The organism is Streptomyces koelreuteriae, from assembly GCF_018604545.1.
Classification (GTDB): Bacteria; Actinomycetota; Actinomycetes; order Streptomycetales; family Streptomycetaceae; genus Streptomyces; species Streptomyces koelreuteriae.
This window is the reverse complement of sequence record NZ_CP075896.1, coordinates 1,818,971-1,838,428: the sequence shown is the minus strand read 5'-3', so window position 1 is coordinate 1,838,428 and position 19,458 is coordinate 1,818,971. Positions and strand designations below refer to the sequence as shown.

Here is a 19,458-nt window from a genome sequence, read left to right as displayed (position 1 = left end):
CGAAGGACACGAAGGACCAGCCATGCACGACGAACACTTCCCCGGCCTGCGCCGACGCGGCTTTCTCGCCGCCACCACCGGCGCCGCCGCCCTCGCCCTCACCGGCTGCGGCGGCGGCACGGACGACAAGAAGGGCAGCGGCACCGGCGGCACGCCGAAGCGCGGTGGTCGGCTGCGCGCCGCCTTCGCCGGCGGCGGCGCGAGCGAGACTCTCGATCCGCACCTGGCCAGCCTGTTCGCCGACGTCGCCCGCGCCAAGGCCCTCTACGACAAGCTCGCCGACTATGACGCCGACCTCTCCGCCAGCCCCCGCCTCGCCGCGAAGTGGGAGCCGAACAAGACCCTCGACCGCTGGCAGATCACCCTGCGCGAGGCCACCTTCCACGACGGCAGGCCGGTCACCGCCCAGGACGTCCTCCACAGCTACCGCCGGATCGCCGACCCGAAGCAGGCGTTCCGCGCCAAGGCATCCCTGGAACCCATCGACCTCGACGCCAGCCGCGCCACCGGCGAGCGGTCGGTCGAGTTCGTTCTCAAGCGCCCCACGGCCGAATTCCCCAACGTGCTGGCCGCGTTCGGCGCGTACATCGTCCCCGAGCACGTGAGCGACTTCGACAAGAAGCCGATCGGCTCCGGCCCCTTCCGCTTCGTCTCCTTCGCGCCCGGCCGCTCCGCCGTCTTCCGCCGATACGAGGACCACTGGGACGGAGCCCCGTACCTCGACGAGCTCGAATTCGTCGTCGCCAACGAGGAGTCCGCGCGCGTCAACGCCCTCCTCGCGGGCCAGGTCGAATACGCCCACGAACTCAACCCCACCACCGCACGCGCCCACGAGGGCCGGGGGCAGATCGAGATCGTCCGGCTGCGCAACAGCGCCATGCAGGCGTTCTGCATGAAGACCGACCGGCCGCCCTTCGACGACCGTCGGGTGCGTGAGGCGTTCTTCCTCATCGCCGACCGGAAGGAACTCGTCGACGGCGCCCTGTCCGGCGCGGGCGAGACCGGCAACGACCTGTTCGGCAAGGGCTACGAGTACTACGCCGACGGTCTGCCCCAGCGCGAACAGGACCTCGACCGCGCCCGCGCCCTGCTGAAGAAGGCCGGCGCCGAGAAGCTGAAGGTCACCCTGGACACCTCGGCCGTCGCCGCCGGTTTCACCGAGGCCGCCGGCATCTTCCGCGACCAGGCCGCCAAGGCGGGCGTCACGATCGACGTGCGGATGGGCAGCAAGGACTCCTACTGGAGCGATATCCTCGACGGCGGCACCCTGTGCTGCTACCGCTCCGGCGCCATGCCCATCGAGGCCCACATCTCCCAGCGGCTGCTCACCGACTCCACGACCAACGCCACCCACTGGCGGCACAAGGACTTCGACGCCCTCTACCAGCAGGCGCAGTCCACCCGCGACAAGACCGAGCGGTCCGCCGTCTACGAGCGGATGCAACGCCGCCTGTACGCCGAAGGCGGCTTCCTCGTCTGGGGCTTCGCCGACTGGATCCTGGGCACGGCCCGCAAGGTCAGGGGAGTCGAGACCAAGGCCCCGGCCAACACCCTCGACTGGGCGCGCTTCGACAAGGTATGGCTGACGTGACGGACCTGAAGGGGCGCGGGGAACTGCGCGACCAGCCACGACGGCGCGGCAGCCGTACGTCGAGCGCGGCGCCCGGTGGCATCCGTTCCTTCGTCGCCCGGCGCCTCACCCTCGGCTTGGTACAGACCGTGGCCGTCGTCCTTCTGGTCTTCACCCTCACCGAGGCCCTCCCGGGCGACGCCGCCGTGGCCCTCGCCGGCGACCAGCCGGACCCGGCGCGCATCGCCGCGATCCGCGAGGCCATGGACCTGGACCAGCCTGCCCACGAACGGCTGCTGAGCTGGGCCGCCGGACTGTCGCACGGCGACTTCGGCACCTCCCTGACCTCCGGCCGCCCGGTCGCCGACTACATCACCGACGGCTTCGGCCCGAGCCTGCTGCTCGCCGCGCTCACCGTCGCCCTGCTCGTCCCGCTCGGCTTCGGGCTCGGCGTGCTCGCCGCGCACCACGAGGGGCGGCTGATCGACCGGCTGATCAGCTCCGTGACGCTCGCCGTCTACGCCGTGCCCGAATTCGCCCTCGGGGTGCTGCTGGTGACGGTCGTCGCACTGAAGCTGGCCTGGCTGCCGCCGACGGCCGTGGGCTACGGCACGGACCTGCTCGGCCACCCGGCCGTGCTCGTCCTGCCGGTGCTGGTCCTGCTGTCCCGCCCGGTCTGCTCCCTGTCCCGCCTGGTCCGGGCCGGCATGGTCGACGCCCTCGCCTCGCCCTACACCGCCCACGCCCGCCGCTATGGCGTCCCCGGCGCCCGCGTCCGCTACGCCCATGCCCTGCCCAACGCCCTGGCCCCGGCAGCCCAGCAACTCGCCCGCACCGTCGACTGGCTGCTGTGCGGGGTCATCGTCGTGGAGGCGCTCTTCGTGATCCCCGGCCTCGGAACCGTCCTCCTCAACGCCGTCGCCGAGCGGGACGTGCCGGTGGTGCAGGGGCTGGCGGTGGTGTTCGGCGTCCTGACCGTCGTACTGAACCTGGGCGCGGACCTGGTGGCGTACCGGCTGACGCCACGGGCGGGGGTGGCGGCGTGAGGGCCCCGCGCCGACTGCTGCTCGGCCTCGCCGTCGTCGCGGTCCCGCTGTTTCTCGCCCTCCTTGGGCCCCTGTTCGCCGGCGAGCCCGGCCCCCGCGCCGTCTCCTTCACCCTCGGCGACGGGCACTGGCTCGGCACCGACTTCGTCGGCCGGGACGTCTGGCAGCAGGTGCTGCACGGCGGCCGTACGGTCGTGCTGACCGCGCTCGCCGCGACGGCCCTCGCCTACGCCGTCGCCCTGCCGGTCGGACTCGCCGCCGCGGTCACCCGCGCACGGTGGCTGGAGGAGCTGCTGATGCGGCCGCTGGACGTGCTGCTCGCCGTACCGTCGCTGCTGCTGATCCTGCTGGTGGCGTCCGTGTTCTCGCCGGGCGCGGCCGGACTCGCGCTGCTCGTCGCGCTGGTGAACGTGCCCGACGCCGCCCGGATCGTCCGGGCCGCTGCGGCCGAGGCGGCGGCCCGGCCCGCCGTGGAGGCGCTGCGCATGCAGGGCGAGTCGTGGTGGCGCGTCGCCGTCGGCTACGTCGGCCGCTCCGCCCTGCGCACGCTGGCCGCCGACGCCGGTGTCCGGCTGACCGGCGTGCTGTACCTGGTGTCGACGGCCGCGTTCCTCGGCGTGGGCGTCGCCCCGGACGCCGCCGACTGGGCGGTCATGGTCGACCGCAACCGCACGGGCCTGTTCCTCCAGCCCTGGGCCGTGGTCGTGCCCGCCCTGCTGATCGTCGCCCTGACGACGGGCACCAACCTCCTCTTCGACGCCGCACTGGACAAGAAAGGACGCCGCCCGTGAGCCACGCAACCGAACCGGTCGCCGAGATCCGTGACCTGCGCGTCGAGATCGCCGGCCGGGCCATCGTCGACGGGGTGGACCTGCGCGTGTTCCCCGGCCGGGTGACCGCCCTGGTCGGTGCCTCGGGGAGCGGCAAGACCACCACCGGCCTCGCGCTGCTGGGGGAGTACCCGCCCGGCGCCCGGGTCACCGGAGAGGTACGCCGGTGCGGTGACGGCCCGGTCGGATACGTGCCCCAGCACCCCGCCGCCGTCCTCAACCCGGCCCGCCGCGTCAGCGCCCTGCTCGACGACATCGCCCGCGCTCAGGTACGCCATCTGCCCCGCGCCCAGCGCCGCACGGCGGCTCGGGACCGGGTACGCGAAGCCCTCGCCGCCGCCCAACTTCCCGACCCCGAAGCCCTGTTGCGCCGCTACCCCCACCAGCTCTCCGGCGGCCAGCAGCAACGCGTCGTCCTCGCCCAGGCCCTCCTCCTCGGCGCCCGCGTCATCGTCGCCGACGAACCCACCACCGGCCAGGACGCGCTCACCAAGCGCGGCATCGTCGACCAGCTGGCGGCGGTCGCGGCCCGCGGCATCGCGGTCGTCCTGCTCAGCCACGACCTGGACGTGGTCCGCGCGCTCGCCGACGAGGTCCTCGTCCTGCGCGCCGGCCGGGTCGTCGAGTCGGGCCCCGCGCAACGCCTGTGGCACGCACCCCGCCACGACTGGACCCGCCGTCTGCTCGCCGAACACGTCCCGGCGCTCGCCGACGAGGCCGGCGCCGACTCGGCTCGGAACGGTCTCGCCCCCGCCCGTCCCCCCGTCCTCCGCATCAGCCACCTCACCGCCCGCCACGGCAACGGCACCACCCCCGTCCTGCACACCCCCCACCTCGCCCTGCACCCCGGCGAATGTCTCGCCGTCGTGGGCCGCTCGGGCAGCGGCAAGACCACCCTCGCCCGCTGTCTGGCCGGACTCCATCGGGACCACAACGGCGAGATCCTGCTCGACGGAACCGCCCTGCCGCGCAGCCTGCGGCAGCGCAGCCGCGACCAACTGGCCGCCGTGCAGTACGTCTTCCAGGACGCCCGGGCCGCCTTCGACGAGCACCGGCCCGTCCTCGCCCAAGTCGCCCGCACCGCCGTCCGGCTGCGCGGAACGGAAGGGAAAGCGGCCGTCGACGAGGCCCTGACCACGCTCGCGAGCCTCGGGCTCCCGGAGCCCCTCGTCCGCCGCCGCCCCGGCGAACTCTCCGGTGGTGAACTCCAGCGCGCCGCCCTCGCCCGCGCCCTCCTCGCCCGCCCCCGGGTCCTGGTGTGCGACGAGATCACCTCCGGCCTGGACACCGTCACCCGCCGCGGCATCCTCGACCTGCTCACCGCACTGGTCCGCGACCGCGACGACCTCGCCCTCGTGCTCATCACACACGACCTGGACACGGCGGCGCTCGCCGACCGCCTCGCCGTACTGGACGCGGGCGAACTCGTCGAACAGGGCCCGGCCCGAAGGGTCCTGACCGAGCCGCGGCACCCTTTCACCGCCGCCCTCGCGGAGACGAACGCCCGTCTCGGTACGTATACCCGGGCATGAGCCGAAGCGATTCACACCCGTTACGAGTTGAACGAGGGCACGGCCCTGTGATTAAGGTGCGGGCGATGTTCTGCGCAGACACCACACCTTTACTCCAGGCAAGACGAGGCACAGCCGCTTCGAGTCGCTGGGGGAGGGCCCGTGAGTGACACGGTGACGACGGCCCGACCTGCGGCCGAAGAAGTCCGGGTGACACGGACGAAAGAGCAGGAGGCACCCGCCCGGCCGGTCCGGCAGCGGGACGCGTTCTTCGACAACGCCAAGTATCTGGCGATCGTGCTGGTGGCCGTGGGGCACGCCTGGGAGCCGTTGCGGGAGGGCAGCAGGGCCGTCACCGCGCTCTACATGCTCGTCTACGCCTTCCACATGCCGGCGTTCATCATCATCTCCGGCTACTTCTCGCGCACCTTCGACGGGAGCCCGGGGAAGCTGAAGCGACTGGTCACCGGCGTCGTCGTCCCGTACGTCGTGTTCGAGACGGCGTACACCCTGTTCACCCGCTGGACCAGCCAGGACCCCGACCGGCCGATCACCCTGCTGGATCCGCTGTATCTGACCTGGTTCCTGGCGGCGCTGTTCGTCTGGCGGCTGACCACGCCGCTGTGGCGTCATGTGCGGTGGCCGCTGCCGCTGGCCTTCGTCATCGCGATGCTGGCGACGCTCTCGCCGTCCATCGGCAACGACCTCGACCTGCAACGCACGCTGCAGTTCCTGCCGTACTTCGTCTTCGGGCTGCTGCTGCGGCCGGAGCACTTCCGGCTGGTACGGCGGCGCAAGGCGCGCGTCCTCGCCGTGCCGGTCGCCGTCGGCGCGCTCGCCGTGGCGTACTGGGCGGTTCCGCGGATGAACTACGCCTGGTTCTTCCACGCCGACAGCGCCCGCGCCCTGGCCGCGCCCTTCTGGTACGGGCCCCTGATGACGCTGGCAGCCTTCGGCTGCTCGGTCGTCCTGGTCGCCTGTTTCCTCGCCTGGGTGCCGGGTCGCCGGATGTGGTTCACCGTGCTGGGCGCGGGCACGCTGTGCGGCTATCTGCTGCACGGCTTCGTCGCGCAGGCCGCCAAGTACTGGGGCTGGTACGAACCGGCCTGGGTCCGGGGACCCGTCGGTGCGCTCATCGCCACGCTGGTGGCCGCCGCGGTCATGACCGCGCTGTGCACGCCGTCCGTACGGCGTCTGTTCCGCTGCGTGACGGAGCCGGGGATGGAGTGGGCCTTCGGCCCGGGAGGCAGAGCCGCGGCCCCCCGGTGGCGTTTCTCACTCAGGAACCGGGGCCATGACCCGTCGGCGTGACGCCGTTCAGTGCCTGCGTCACCTGGTGCTGCGTCTCCTCGGCCACCACGCGGGCCTCCTCCACGACGTCTCCGCGTTCGCGCACGAGGCTTTCGTAGATGGGCAGTTCTTCGGTCCGGGTCGAGTCGGATTTCACTGGGCTGGGTCCTATCGCTTTACAGCCGGGGTCTGAGGGCCGCTGCAAGTCTGCGTCATCCCCCTTCGCCGTGTCGACCGCCCCCGTCGTGTCCAGAATTCCGTCATGATCTTCGCGAATTCCTCAACATTGCGACGGCGGGCAGGGTCGCACGGCACGGCGAAGGGCCCCGGGAAGCCTCCCGGGGCCCTTCGCGCGGGGTTTTCAGAGCGAGGTCGTGTGAACGCCCGCGTTCGCGCCCGCCGCGGCGCCCTCCGTCGACAGCGCAGCCTGCAGGTTCCCGCAGACCTCGGCGGTCAGCGGCCCGACCAGGCCGGCGGAGAGGCCGCCCGCGAGCCCCGCGGAGGCGGCGCCGCCCGCGTTGCCGCCGGAGACCTGCTCCAGGTCCGCGTCGGAGAGCTCGGCGATGTCGACCCGGGGGGTGAGGTTCATGGGGGTGTTTCCCTTCGCGTGAATGTGCGCCATGGCGGAGCGGCGCGGGTGATCGCGGGATTCCGGGGACCGGGATTGCGCATCCGCGGCGCCGCCGTGCGCAGGATCAAAACATTCCGCAGGGCGGAGGGCCAGCCGCATGCCGCCGCCGCACCCCGTATTTCGGCGAACGCCTTCACCGCCATGACCACGGGGCCACCGAATTGCGCGCACTCCTTCACACACCCCGCCGCCCGGCGGCACACCCGTGTATTGCGCCCCGAATTCCGAAGCGGGCACTTCGGCGCCAAATTCCCAAGCCGTGGGACGCACTTGGCGCCGGGCGCGACGCCCCACGGCATCCTGGCGAGCGGTGTGCAGATGTGCTGGATGTTCGGTCCCGCCCGCCAGGCCCCGCCCCGTCAGGCCGCGCCCCGTCAGGCCGCGCCCCGTCAGGCCGCGCCCCGTCAGGCCGCCGCGGCCGGCTGCATCAGACGGGCCAGCAGGTCGTCCAGGGTGACCAGCCCGGTGAGACCCCCGGCGGGATCGCGGACGACGGCCAGGGACGCCCGGCGGCGGCGCAGCACCTCGATCGCGTCCGCGACCGTGGTGGCCTCCGTCAGCTCGGGCACCGGCCGGGCCAGTTCCCGCGCGGTCGTCGCGCGCCCCCGGGCCCGGGCCACCAGCGCGTCACGGGCGTGGACCGAGCCGAGGACGACGCCGTTCTCCCGGACGAGCAGCCGGGTGCGGTCGTGCTCGGCGGCGAAACGCAACAGCGCGTCGACGTCCGCGCCGCCCTCGGCCCAGGTGATCTCGGCGGCCGGGATGCGCAGCGCCGCCACCGGCGTCTCCGGCTCGGTCAGCGAGCGGGTCAGCAGCTCCGAGTCGGTCGCGCTGATCAGGCCCAGCCGCTCCGACTCCTCCACCAGATGCGTCAGCTGCTCCCGGTCGTGCACCGAGGCCAGCTCGTCGCGCGGGGCCACCCTGCACAGCCGTACCAGCGCGTTGCTCACCGCGTTGAGCAGCCGGATCAGCGGGCGCACGGCCCGCACCACGGCCCGGAAGGGCGGGGAGAGCAGCATCGCCGAACGCTCCGGGTGGGCGATCGCCCAGGACTTGGGCGCCATCTCGCCGACCACCATGTGCAGGAACACCACCACGACCATCGCCACGGCGAAGGCCACGCCGTAGCTCACGGCGCTGGGCAGGCCCAGCTTGTGCAGCAGCGGGTCCAGTTCGTGCGAGATCGCCGGCTTGGACACCGAACCCAGGCCCAGCGTGCACACGGTGATGCCGAGCTGCGCGCCGGCCAGCATCAGCGACAGCTCGCGGATGCCGGCCAGTGCCGCCCCGGCCCCGCGCCGCCCCTCGGCCGCCGCCTTCTCCATGCGGTGCCGTTTGGCGGCGACCAGCGCGAACTCGGCCGCCACGAAGAAACCGCTGCCGATCAGCAGCAGCACGGTCACGAAGACCGCCATGGGGAAACTCACGCCATCTCCTCGGCTTCCACGAGCGGGTTGATCCGCACCCGGTCGGCCACATGCCGGTCGAGCGTGCGGACCTCGATCACGGCCCGGCCGCCCTCGGGCAGCTCGACCGTGACGCTGTCCCCGACCGTCGGGAAGCGGCCGAGCCGGTCCACGACCAGACCGGCCACGGTGTCGTAGTCGTCGTCCTCCGGCAGCAGGACGCCGGTGGCCTCGGCCACCTCGTCCAGCCGGCGGCCGGCGTCCACCAGCCAGCCGTCGCCGTCCGCGACGGCGAGCACGGTGACGGTGTCGGACTCGTCCGCGATGTCACCGACCAGTTCCTCGGCGATGTCCTCGTAGGTGACGATGCCCGCCACGCCGCCGTGCTCGTCGAGGACGACCGCGAACTCGTCGTCCTGCTCCCGCATCCGCGTCACCGCGTCGGGCAGCGCGAGCGTGTCCGGCAGCAGCAGGGGCCGCCGGGCCAGCTCACCGGCCGTCGCGTGGGCGATGCGGGCGGCGGGCAGCGCCATCAGCTCGCGCACGCCCAGCACCCCCGCGATGTCGTCCGGGTGGTCGCCGAGGACCGGGTAGTTGGAGTGGCCGTGCCCGGCGATCAGACCGATCGCCTCCTCGGCGCCGGCGTCCTTGCGGACGAAGACGGCGTCGGCGCGCGGCACCATCACCTCGTCGAGGGAGCGCTCGGAGAACTCCAGCGCGTGGTCCAGCAGCGCGGCGGTGTCCTTCGGCAGTGCGCCCTGCTCATGGGACTCGCCGATCAGATGGCCCAGCTCCTCCAGCGTGGCGCCGTGGTGCAGTTCCTCGACCGGCTCGATCCCGGCCTTGCGCAGCAGCTTGTTCGCCGCGTTGTCGAAGACGCGGACGACGGGGCCGACGACCTTCAGATACGCCAGCGTGGACGGGGCCAGGGCCTTCGCCAGCCGCTCGGGCACGGCGATCGCGAGGTTCTTCGGGGCCAGCTCGCCCAGCACCATCTGTACGACCGTGGCCAGTACGAAGGCGAGGACGACGGCGATACCGCTGACGGCCGCGTCGGGCAGGCCGAGCCCGGCGAGGGCGGGCCGCAGCAGCGCGGACACCGACGGCTCGGCGATGAAGCCGACGACCAGGCCGGTGACGGTGATGCCGAGCTGCGCGCCGGACAGCATGAACGACAGCCGCTCCAGCACCTTCAGGGCCCGGGCGGCCTTGCGGTCCCCGGCCTCGGCCGCACGCGCGAGGGCGAGGCGGTCGGCGGAGACGTAGGCGAACTCCTGGGCGACGAAGTAGCCGGTGCCGGCGGTCAGCACGAACACGGCGAGCAGGCCCAGCAGGGCCTCGGCGGCACTCATGAAACACCACCCCGCCGTGTGCCGCGATCACTCATGTCGTGGCGGGATGGTCGGGGACTGTGCCCCGGAGGGTCCGTCGATCTGGCGGACAAGGAGTCGCTCCTCATGTGTGGTGGCTACTCGGGTCAACGACCGTCGTCGCGCCCGTGTTCCCGAATTCTACGACGCTGTAGAGAGCAGCGCCCCGCTCCGGGTGCCCCTCACTCCGGGCGGGACTCCTCCGCGAGATCCGGCACCAGCCCGCACAGCGCCGCACGCTGGTCCGGGCCCATGAAGCGGGCGAGGGACCGCGTGACCGTCTCGGCGAGCGCGCCGGAGACCTCGGCCAGCAGGCCCCGGGCCTTGTCCGTCAGGGCGACCTCGATACCGCGCTTGTCCCCGCACACCGACCTGCGGGTGACGAGGCCGGCGTGCTGGAGGCAGGCGATCTGGTAGGTGAGGCGGGTCTTGGGGCGGCCCAGCAGCTCCGCGACGCGCGTCATGCGCAGCCCGCCCTCGGGCTGCTCGGCGAGCAGGCACAGGATCAGGAACTCGTCGTGCGAGATGTCCAGCTTCTCCTTCACGGCCGCCCCCAGCCGCTGCTCCACCGCTCCCGTCGCGGCGAGCAGCAGCATCCAGGCGCGCAACTCGGCGGGCAGCAGCCCACCGCCCCCGGCGGACGGACATCCGGGCAGGTCGGCGGGGTGCTCCTGGGGGTCGGCCATGCGTTCAAGCCTACCTGTCGTCCAAATTTGGAGCAGGGGGTTGTTCAAATTTGGACCAGCCGCTAGCGTGCAGTCAGTGCAGTCATCCAAATTTGGACGACGCGTGGACGACACGAGTGGGAGAAGGATCATGACCGTCGCCGTGGAAACCGGACTGTGGCAGCTCGACGCGACTGCCTCGATCGTCGGCATCCGGCACAGGACCATGTGGGGCCTGGTCACCGTGAAGGGCCGCTTCGGCGCGTTGAGCGGCACGGGCGAGGTCCGGCCCGACGGCTCCGCCGTCGGCACCCTGACCTTCGACGTCGCCTCCCTCGACACCGGGAACGCCAAGCGCGACACCCATCTGAGGTCCGCCGACTTCTTCGACGCCGACCACCACCCCGAGATCACCTTCGCGGCCCGCAGTGCCGAGCTCCGCGACGGCGACCAGGTGCACGTGGTCGGTCAGCTCACCGTGCGCGGCATCAGCCGGCCGCTGTCCCTCACCGCCCGTCTCACGGACGGGGGAGCCACCGGGCTCACCCTGGACACCGAGTTCAGCGTGGACCGGGAGCAGTTCGGCCTGGGCTGGAACCAGCTGGGCATGATCCGCGGCCTGACCACGGTCACCGCGGCCCTCCGGTTCGTCCGGGCGGCGAACTGACGGGCCCCCGGCCCCGCGTCGGCCCGCGGGTCAGTACACGTCCCGCACGTACCGCTTGTCCGCCGCGAGTTGCTTCACATACGCGGCGGCCTCCGTCTCGCTCAGCCCGCCGTGCGTCGCCGCGATGTCCCTGAGCGCCCGGTCCACGTCCTTGGCCATGCGGGAGGCGTCGCCGCAGACGTAGAAACGGGCGCCCTCGCACAGCCAGTGCCACAGCTCGGGCCCGTGCTCGCGCATCCGGTCCTGCACGTACACCTTGTTGCGCTGGTCGCGGGAGAAGGCCGTGTCCAGGCGGCTGAGGGTGCCCTCGTCGAGCAGCGCGGTCAGCTCGTCCTCGTAGTAGAAGTCCGTCGCGCGGTGCTGCTCGCCGAAGAACAGCCAGTTGGGAGCCCGGTGGCCGAGCGCCCGCCGCTCCTGGAGGAAACCGACGAAGGGCGCGACCCCCGTGCCCGGGCCGACCATGACCATCGGCGTCGAGGCGTCGCCCGGGGGCCGGAAGTGCGGGGAGCGCTGCACGAACACGGGCACCTCCGTGTCCGCCTCGGCGTCCGCGAGGAACGGCGAGCAGACCCCGCCGCGCGCCCGGCCGCGCAGATTCTCGTACCGCACCACGGACACCGTCAGCGACACCCGCCGGGCGTCCACCAGCGGGCTCGACGATATGGAGTACAGCCGCGGCTGAAGCCCCCGCAGCACCCCCGCCCACTCCTCGGCGCTCGCCCGCACCGCGTACTCGGCGACCACGTCCACGGCCTGCCGGCCCCAGCTCCACTTCGCCAGCCCGTCCTTGTTGTCGGGCCGCAGGAGCCTGCGCAACTCATGCTTGTCCCGGGCGCGTTCGGCGACGAAGCGCAGCAGGTCGGGCGTGATCCTCGTGATGTCGAAGTGCCGGTGCAGGGCCTCGGCGAACGGCACCTCGCCGATGCCCTTGACCTGCACGGCCGTGGTCGCGTCCAGGCCGGTCACCGCCAGCCACTCGTCCACCAGGGCGGGCGCGTTGACCGGCCGCACACCGAGCGCGTCCCCGGCCTCGTACGCCAGGTCCGTCCCGCTCGTGTCGAAGGTGAACCGGCGGACCTCCTTGCCCGCACCGGGCCGGCTGAGCAGCTCGTTGCCGACGAGCCGGGCCGTGGCGGCGGGCTTGGAGGCGGATTTCGGCTTCTCGGCCGGGGCGGGTGCCGGGGCCGTGCCCGTGCCGCCCAGCGCCGAGAGCACTTCATCGAGCCACTGCCCGGCGGAGGGTTCGTAGTCCGGCTCGCAGTCCGCACGCGGGGCCAGCCGCACCCCGCCCAGCTCGTCGAGCCGCGCGTCCAGCCGCCGTCCGTGCCCGCAGAAGTCGTCGTACGAGGAGTCCCCGAAGGCGAGCACGGCGTACCGCACCCCGTCCAGCCGCGGGGCTCCGGCGTCGGCGAGCGTGTCCCAGAGGCCGCTGCCGTTGTCGGGCGCGTCGCCGTCCCCGAAGGTGCTGGTGATGAAGAGCAGGTCGGACGTGCCGGCCAGCGCCCCGACGTCGGCCTCGTCCATGCCGACGAGTCGCGCGCGATGCCCGGTCGCGGTCAGGCGCTCGGCGGTGGCGGAGGCGAACTCCTCGGCGTTGCCGGTCTGCGAGGCCCACAGCACGACGATCTCGCGCCCGGCCGGCTCCTGCGGCGCGGGCGTCGCCGTCGGCGTCGCGGTCCTGGAGTACATGCCGGCGAGGACCCCGTTGACCCACAGGGCGTGCTCGGGGGAGAAGGGCGCGTCGGGCGGCAGCACCGGGACACCGCCGAGGGTGCCCGAGCGGAGCCCGGCGAGGAAACCGGTGAGGTAGCGGCGTTCCTGGGCGGAGAGGACCGGCGGAGGGGAGGGTTCCAGGCCGAAGGGGTCGGCGGCGCCCGGGGTCACCTCCGTCGGCACGAGCGCCTCGGCGGGCGGTGCCGGTGCCGGTATCGGCGCGGCCACCTTCGCCAGCGACACCGCGCACACCTTGAACTCGGGCTGGAACGACAGCGGATCCACCGCGTCGCTCGTCACCGCGTTGATGCTCAGATACTCGCCGAACAGGTCGTTCCAGTGGAACGGCGCGAAACAGCACCCCGGCCGCACCCGGTCCGTCACCACCGCCGGCAGCACGGCCCGCCCGCGCCGCGAGGCGACCTCGACCAGATCGCCCTCCGCGACACCCTGCGCTGCCGCGTCCAGCGGATGGAGCTCCACGAAGGGCCCGGAGTTCAGCTTGTTGAGCTTCGCGACCTTCCCGGTCTTGGTGAGCGTGTGCCACTGGTGCTGCACCCGCCCGGTGTTGAGCACGAACGGATAGTCGTCGTCCGGCATCTCGGCGGCGGGCAGATGCGGACGCGCGAAGAACACGCCCCGCCCGGAGGCGGTCGGAAAACGCAGCCCCTCGTCGCCGACGTACCGGATGGGATTGCGGTCCGGCCCGTCCTCCCGCGCGGCCGGCCACTGCACGGGCGTCTCGCGCAGCCGCTCGTAGGACACCCCGCGCAGGTCCCACCCGGTCTTCGGGTTCCAGAACCGCCGGATCTCCTCGAAGACCTGCTCGGCGCTGTCGTACGAGAACCCCTTCTCGTACCCCATCGCGCACGCCACCTCCGCGATGATCCGCCAGTCGGCCATCGCCTCCCCGGGCGGGTCCGCGGCCGGCTGCGTCAGCGTGAGGGTGCGCTCGCTGTTGACGAAGACGCCCTCGGCCTCGGTCCACATCGCGCCCGGCAGGACGACGTCGGCGTACGCGTTCGTCTCGGTGTCGGTGAACACGTCCTGCGTGACGACGAACTCGGCGGCCTCCAGTCCCTCGATGACCGTACGGCGGTTGGATACCGAGGCGACGGGGTTGGTGCAGATGATCCAGCAGGCCTTGATCTCCCCGTCGGCCATCTTCCGGAACATCTCGACGGTGCCCTTGCCGACGCCGTCCTTGCGCAGGGTCCCCGGCGGCAGCTCCCACACGTCCTCGACGAACGCCCGCTCCTCGTCCACGAGCACCGACCGCTGCCCCGGCAGCCCCGGGCCCATGTAGCCCATCTCGCGCCCGCCCATGGCGTTCGGCTGACCGGTCAGGGAGAACGGCCCGGCGCCCGGACGGCAGATCGCCCCCGTGGCCAGATGCAGATTGACCAGGGCGTTGGTGTTCCAGGTGCCGTGCGTGGACTGGTTGAGCCCCATGGTCCAGCAGCTCATCCACCGCTTGCCCGCCGCGCCGATCAACCGGGCGGCGGTGCGCAGATCGTCCTCGGCGATCCCGGTGATCTCCGCGACCGCGGCCGGGGCGTAGTCGGCGAGGAACCCGGGCAGGGCCTCCCAGCCCTCGGTGTGCGCGGCCATGAACTCCTGGTCGGTGTGCCCGCCCTCGTGCAGCAGCCGCAGCAGACCGTTCAGCAGCGCCAGGTCGGTCCCCGGCTTGACCTGCAGGAACAGATCGGCCTTCGCCGCGGTCGCGGTCCGCCGCGGATCGACGACGATCAGCTTGGCACCCGCCTTGACCCGCTCCATCATCCGCAGGAACAGGATGGGATGGCAGTCGGCCATGTTCGACCCGATGACCAGAAAGGCATCCGCCTGATCGAAGTCCTCGTACGACCCGGGCGGCCCGTCCGCCCCCAGCGACAGCTTGTAGCCCGTGCCCGCGCTCGCCATGCACAGCCGTGAGTTCGACTCGATCCCGTTCGTCCGCACGAACCCCTTGGCCAGCTTGTTGGCCAGATACTGCGCCTCCAGGCTCATCTGCCCCGAGACGTAGAAGGCGACCGCGTCCGGCCCGTGCTCGTCGACGATCGCCCGCAGCCGCGCCGCGGTCTCGGCGATCGCGTCGGACACCGGCGCCGGAACCGGCTCCTCGCCCCGGTCGCCCCGCACCAGCGCGCCGGTCAGCCGCCCGGGCGCGGCGAGCATGTCGGCCGTGGTCGCGCCCTTGGTGCACAGCCGCCCCGCGTTCGCGGGATGCGCCTTGTCACCGGACGCCTTGAAGATCTTGCGCCGGCCGTCCGGCCCCGCCCCGACATCGAGGACGAGGCCGCAGCCCACACCGCAGTACGAGCAGACGGTGCGCACCTGCTTCGTCTCCTGCTGCGGCCGGGGAGTCGTGGTCATGCCGTCGACGGTACGAAGACCCCGTTACGCAGGTGTGACATTGCTTGATCACGAGGAGTTACGCCCGTCACACAGCCGTCTTCTGGCCGTTGTGAGGTGCATTGAGGTCGCGGAGCGTGTCGCTGTTGGGCCGAACGGGTGACTCTGCGCAAGAATTGCCCGATGCAGACAGTCAGTGCGAGCCAGGACGGAGCATGCCGGTGAACAGCCACGATGTCACCGACGAACAGTGGGAGGGGCTCGCCCAGGTCGTGCCGCTGCGGGGCCGGGACGCCTGGCCGTCCTCCGTCGGCCACCGGTCCATACCCGAGGCGGAGACGGAGACGCGCCGCCGCTTCGTCGTCCTGCGGGTGAACGTCTTCGCCGACGCCCGTGACGTCGCCGAGCGGCTGATGGCGGGGGTGCCCGTGCTGCTCGACCTGACCGGTGCGGAGACGGAGGTCGCCAAGCGCGTCCTCGACTTCAGCACGGGCGTCGTCTTCGGCCTGGCGAGCGGGATGCACCGCGTGGACCGCAATGTGTTCCTGCTGACGCCGGCCGGCACCGAGGTGACGGGGCTGATGGAGGGGGCCGGTCTGCCCGGGGTGTGACGGTTCGACCGGTGTGGCGGTGGCTCGATCGGTGTGACGGCGGCTCGATCGGTGTGACGGTAGCTCGATCGTAGGAAAGGCCCGGAGACGGAACGGTTCGTCCTGTCGCCGGAGCCCTACCGTCCGGATATGACCCAGCCCCCCGCATCCCCGATTGCCCCCGCACCTCACGCGGCTCTCGCGCATCCAGACCGCCCCCGCCTCACCGAGCTGCGCCTGGCCGCCTTCACCACCCACCGCCGCGCCGCCTTCCCGCTCGGGCCGCTCACCCTCCTCGCCGGCCCCAGCGGCTGCGGCAAGACCAGCGCGTTACGGGCGTACGAGGCTCTGGCCCGGCTCGGCGGCGGCGCCGGGCTCGGCGAGGCGTTCCCGGACCCCGTCGCCTGTGTCCCGGAGCGGGCCCGGCCCGACGCGCAGCGCCGCCGCGGCTTCCGCATCGGCTGCACGGCCGACGGCCCCGCGGGCCCGGTCCGGCTCGACGTGGCCGTGCAGGCCGAGCCCGAACTGCGGATCGTGGGGGAGCGGTTGACGGCCGACGGCCTGGTCCTGCTGGAGACGGCCCTGCGCGACCCCGGCAAGCGCGCCGTCCAGGCCGCCTGGCACACGGCCGGGCCGACGCCGGTCACCCGCGGCCCACTGCCGGACGACCGGCTCGGCACGGCCCTGCTGCCGCTGCGCGTGGCCGGCACGACACCCGGCCAGCGCAGGGTGCTGGCCGCCGCCGAGCAGATGGTGGTCGCCCTGCGCTCCGTCTTCGCCTGCGACCCCCAGCCCGCCCGGATGCGCGGCCCCGTACCCTCCGGCTCCGGCCGACTGCTCGGAGGCTGCGGCAATCTGGCCGACGTCCTCGGCCGCACCCGCGCCGAGTGCGGACGACGGCACGCGCTGTTCGTGGCGGCGGTACGCGCCGGCTGCGCCGGGCCGGTCGCCGACGTCCTCGCCAAGGCGGAGGAGGCGACGGGAACGATCCGCGCGATCCTCGACCGGGGCGACGGCGTCCTTACGGACCTGCGGCGCCTCGGCGACGGCGAACTGCGCTACGTGGCCCTCGCGCTGGTCCTGCTCACCGGACCGGGCGTGCTGGAGGTCGACCCGGCCGGCGAGGTGCCCGCCGCGCTCCAGACGCTCACCGTCCTCGCCGACGGCCTCGACCGGGGCCTGGACGGACGGCAGCGGCTGGAACTGCTGCGCCTCGCGGTCCGGATGTGCGACCGGGGGCACATCCGCCTCGTCGGCACGGTCAGTGACGCCTCGTGGGCCGCCGGGACGGAGGGTGTCACGGTGGTACACCTGGACCGTGACTGATCACCTGGACGTGGCCGGACTGCAGCGCCGCCTGGCCGAATTCGCGGCCGCGCGGAACTGGCAGCAGTACCACACCCCCAAGAACCTGGTCGCCGCGCTCAGCGTGGAGGCCTCCGAACTGGTCGAGATCTTCCAGTGGTTGACCCCCGAGGAGTCGGCCCGCGTCATGACCGACCCCGACTCCGCGCACCGCGTCACCGACGAGGTCGCCGACGTGCTCGCGTATCTGCTCCAGCTCTGCGAGGTGCTCGGCATCGACCCGCTGGCGGCGCTGAACGCGAAGATCGACCGGAACGAAGGGAGGTTCCCGATCCAGGAGTAGCAAAGTCCGTTTGTACGCTGCGTAATCAAAATGCGGCCCGAATCCGAATTGTTGTCCGCAGATTTCCGTCTTCCTCTGGCTTTTCGTCTCAGCCCCCTTCACTCTGGGTAGTGAACAAGGGAGTTCGGGCAGGCGTACGCGCGAAAGCGCGTCGGGACAGACGGGGGCAGCGCATGGACGCTGTGCGGCTCATCGTGACGAGCAGGCGGTCCCTGGCCGTCGGCGGGGACCAGCGGGAGATCCTGGCCGAGGTGTGGCAGGCACAGGCCCTCGCGCAGGCGATAGGCAGCCGCCTCGCGGTCGCCGGACCTCCCGAACTACGCGGCGAGGCACTGGGATTGACGGAGCTGGCGGGCCGGGGCTGCGGCGTCCTCGACCCGCCCGAACTGGCCCCCGGTGAGCTGCGGGCGGGCCAGCTCACCGAGTTGGGCGACGCCCGCCACACCCTGATGTTCCTCGGCGGCCTCCTCGGCGAGGTCGGCATCGCCCTCGTCGGCCTCGCCTGCGCCGCCGACGACGAGGGCACGTACTGGCAGTGCATGGAGGCCATCGACGCGGCGGACGAGTCCCGCGACCGCGTCCTGGAAATGCTCCGCAGACTCGCGGACCGCGAGCAGGTGGTACCGGAGCGGGAGGCGGGCTAGGCGCCGCCGCAGTAGCCCTGGCGGCTGCCCCGGCGTTGATCCCGGGCAGGCTTGTCGTCCGGGTGCGGGCCGGTGGGGGTTGTTCGCGCAGTTCCCCGCGCCCCTAGGGCGACGTCCTCAGCCCGAACGCCCCCGGTCGCCCTCCTCGCCCGGCCCCCGGCCCGCATCCCCCGCCGCCTGAAGATCCGCGTCCAACGCCGACAGGTCCGCGTTCAACGCCGCCATCAGCTCCTCCATCTGCTGCAACAGCCCTTTCGGCTGCCCGGTCCCGCCCTGCTGCGGCACGGTCTCTTCGGACATGACGGCCTCCTCGGCCCATGGCCCCCGGGGAGGCCGACGCGGGTGACGCCCCGGCGGTCGCGGGCCGGTGCGGAAGCCGGGGGCTCCGGCTCCGCCCGAGCCAACGATCATCACTGGGGCCGGTCACTGGCCGGGTCAGGCGGCACGCGCGGTATGGACGTAATTTCACCCGACCGGGGCGCGCGGGGGACCGGGGACCGACCGCGTCGCCCCGCACCCCGGCGTGCAGGATGGACGTATGGATCTGCGCATCTTCACCGAGCCCCAGCAGGGGGCCACCTATGACACGCTGCTCGCCGTCGCCAAGGCCACCGAGGACCTGGGATTCGACGCCTTTTTCCGCTCCGACCATTACCTCCGCATGGGCTCCGGCGACGGCCTCCCCGGCCCCACCGACGCCTGGCTGACCCTGGCCGGACTCGCCCGTGAGACCAAGCGCATCCGGCTCGGCACCCTGATGACCGCCGGCACCTTCCGGCTGCCCGGCGTGCTCGCCATCCAGGTCGCGCAGGTCGACCAGATGTCCGGCGGCCGTGTCGAGCTCGGCCTCGGTGCCGGCTGGTTCGAGGAGGAGCACAAGGCCTACGGCATCCCGTTCCCCAAGGAGAAGTTCTCCCGCCTCGAGGAGCAGCTGGAGATCGTCACCGGCCTCTGGGCGACGGAGCCCGGCAAGACCTTCGACTTCCACGGCACCCATTACGACCTCACGGACTCTCCCGCGCTGCCCAAGCCCGCGCAGCGGAAGATCCCCGTGCTCGTCGGCGGCCACGGCGCCACCCGCACCCCGCGGCTGGCCGCGAAGTACGCCGACGAGTTCAACATCCCCTTCGCCTCCCTCGAGGACAGCGCGCGCCAGTTCGGCCGGGTGCGTGCCGCCGCCGAGGAGGCCGGCCGGGACGGCGACGACCTGACCTACTCCAACGCCCTCGTCGTCTGCGTCGGCCGGGACGAGGCGGAGATCGCCCGCCGGGCCGCCGCGATCGGCCGCGAGGCCGACGAGCTGAAGCTCAACGGCCTGGCCGGTTCCCCGTCCGAGGTCGTCGACAAGATCGGCCGCTACGCCGAGATCGGCGCCCAGCGGATCTACCTCCAGATCCTCGACCTGTACGACCTCGACCACCTGGAGCTGATCTCCTCGCAGGTGCAGTCGCAGCTGTCGTAGAACCGGCGGGCACTGCCCGGCCCGGCACGTCGGCCGTCCGGCGGACCGGGCCGTGGAGCG

General features: G+C 72.5%; 17 protein-coding genes. 11 read left to right on the top strand and 6 right to left on the bottom strand.

What is annotated here, in order from left to right:
- Nucleotides 1–22 precede the first annotated feature (22 nt).
- From KJK29_RS08030 to KJK29_RS08010, 5 genes are all read left to right on the top strand, one after another.
- The gene (locus KJK29_RS08030; RefSeq protein ID WP_215118018.1) at nucleotides 23–1,591 is read left to right on the top strand and encodes an ABC transporter substrate-binding protein; all 1,569 of its coding nucleotides are present in this window, start codon (nucleotides 23–25) and stop codon (nucleotides 1,589–1,591) included.
- 80 nt (nucleotides 1,592–1,671) lie between these two features.
- Nucleotides 1,672–2,616, top strand: coding sequence for an ABC transporter permease (locus KJK29_RS08025; RefSeq protein WP_251058082.1), 945 nt, complete (start codon nucleotides 1,672–1,674; stop codon nucleotides 2,614–2,616).
- Nucleotides 2,613–3,407, top strand: a complete 795-nt coding sequence (locus KJK29_RS08020) for an ABC transporter permease (RefSeq protein ID WP_215118016.1) — start codon at nucleotides 2,613–2,615, stop codon at nucleotides 3,405–3,407. Before KJK29_RS08025 ends, KJK29_RS08020 begins: the two co-directional genes overlap by 4 nt.
- Nucleotides 3,404–4,978 (top strand): ABC transporter ATP-binding protein, encoded by a 1,575-nt coding sequence (locus KJK29_RS08015; protein WP_215118015.1) that lies wholly within the window; start codon nucleotides 3,404–3,406, stop codon nucleotides 4,976–4,978. Before KJK29_RS08020 ends, KJK29_RS08015 begins: the two co-directional genes overlap by 4 nt.
- 141 nt (nucleotides 4,979–5,119) lie before the next feature.
- A complete protein-coding gene (locus tag KJK29_RS08010; protein ID WP_215118014.1) occupies nucleotides 5,120–6,268 on the top strand; it encodes an acyltransferase family protein in 1,149 nt (382 codons plus the stop codon).
- A gap of 340 nt (nucleotides 6,269–6,608) precedes the next feature.
- On the opposite strand, the gene KJK29_RS08005 is transcribed toward KJK29_RS08010, so the two are convergent.
- The 4 genes from KJK29_RS08005 to KJK29_RS07990 all read right to left on the bottom strand — a co-directional run bounded on the left by KJK29_RS08005 (nucleotide 6,609) and on the right by KJK29_RS07990 (nucleotide 10,340).
- On the bottom strand, nucleotides 6,609–6,836 hold the full coding sequence (locus KJK29_RS08005) for a hypothetical protein (protein WP_184589531.1): 228 nt from the start codon (nucleotides 6,834–6,836) through the stop codon (nucleotides 6,609–6,611).
- Nucleotides 6,837–7,282: 446 nt separating this feature from the next.
- Nucleotides 7,283–8,305, bottom strand: a complete 1,023-nt coding sequence (locus KJK29_RS08000) for a hemolysin family protein (RefSeq protein ID WP_215118013.1) — start codon at nucleotides 8,303–8,305, stop codon at nucleotides 7,283–7,285.
- Nucleotides 8,302–9,636, bottom strand: coding sequence for a hemolysin family protein (locus KJK29_RS07995; protein ID WP_215118012.1), 1,335 nt, complete (start codon nucleotides 9,634–9,636; stop codon nucleotides 8,302–8,304). Before KJK29_RS07995 ends, KJK29_RS08000 begins: the two co-directional genes overlap by 4 nt.
- Before the next feature lie 200 nt (nucleotides 9,637–9,836).
- The gene (locus KJK29_RS07990) at nucleotides 9,837–10,340 is read right to left on the bottom strand and encodes a MarR family winged helix-turn-helix transcriptional regulator (RefSeq protein ID WP_215118011.1); all 504 of its coding nucleotides are present in this window, start codon (nucleotides 10,338–10,340) and stop codon (nucleotides 9,837–9,839) included.
- Between the two features lie 130 nt (nucleotides 10,341–10,470).
- Here KJK29_RS07990 and KJK29_RS07985 point away from each other — a divergent pair, with 130 nt between their 5' ends.
- On the top strand, nucleotides 10,471–10,986 hold the full coding sequence (locus KJK29_RS07985) for a YceI family protein (protein WP_215118010.1): 516 nt from the start codon (nucleotides 10,471–10,473) through the stop codon (nucleotides 10,984–10,986).
- A gap of 30 nt (nucleotides 10,987–11,016) precedes the next feature.
- On the opposite strand, the gene KJK29_RS07980 is transcribed toward KJK29_RS07985, so the two are convergent.
- Entirely contained in the window at nucleotides 11,017–15,075 is a 4,059-nt protein-coding gene (locus KJK29_RS07980; protein WP_215118009.1) for a bifunctional nitrate reductase/sulfite reductase flavoprotein subunit alpha, read from the bottom strand.
- A gap of 194 nt (nucleotides 15,076–15,269) precedes the next feature.
- On the opposite strand from KJK29_RS07980, the gene KJK29_RS07975 reads away from it, so the two are divergent.
- From KJK29_RS07975 to KJK29_RS07960, 4 genes are all read left to right on the top strand, one after another.
- A complete protein-coding gene (locus KJK29_RS07975; protein WP_031134653.1) occupies nucleotides 15,270–15,665 on the top strand; it encodes a cell division protein SepF in 396 nt (131 codons plus the stop codon).
- A 129-nt stretch (nucleotides 15,666–15,794) separates the two neighbouring features.
- A complete protein-coding gene (locus KJK29_RS07970; protein WP_215118008.1) occupies nucleotides 15,795–16,970 on the top strand; it encodes an AAA family ATPase in 1,176 nt (391 codons plus the stop codon).
- Nucleotides 16,963–17,292 (top strand): nucleotide pyrophosphohydrolase, encoded by a 330-nt coding sequence (locus KJK29_RS07965; RefSeq protein WP_215118007.1) that lies wholly within the window; start codon nucleotides 16,963–16,965, stop codon nucleotides 17,290–17,292. Before KJK29_RS07970 ends, KJK29_RS07965 begins: the two co-directional genes overlap by 8 nt.
- A 173-nt stretch (nucleotides 17,293–17,465) precedes the next feature.
- A complete protein-coding gene (locus tag KJK29_RS07960) occupies nucleotides 17,466–17,936 on the top strand; it encodes a DUF6099 family protein (protein ID WP_215118006.1) in 471 nt (156 codons plus the stop codon).
- Between the two features lie 117 nt (nucleotides 17,937–18,053).
- Here the strand turns inward: KJK29_RS07960 and KJK29_RS07955 are convergent, their stop codons facing one another.
- On the bottom strand, nucleotides 18,054–18,236 hold the full coding sequence (locus KJK29_RS07955) for a hypothetical protein (protein ID WP_215118005.1): 183 nt from the start codon (nucleotides 18,234–18,236) through the stop codon (nucleotides 18,054–18,056).
- Between the two features lie 238 nt (nucleotides 18,237–18,474).
- On the opposite strand from KJK29_RS07955, the gene KJK29_RS07950 reads away from it, so the two are divergent.
- Entirely contained in the window at nucleotides 18,475–19,398 is a 924-nt protein-coding gene (locus KJK29_RS07950; protein ID WP_215118004.1) for an LLM class F420-dependent oxidoreductase, read from the top strand.
- Nucleotides 19,399–19,458 lie beyond the last annotated feature (60 nt).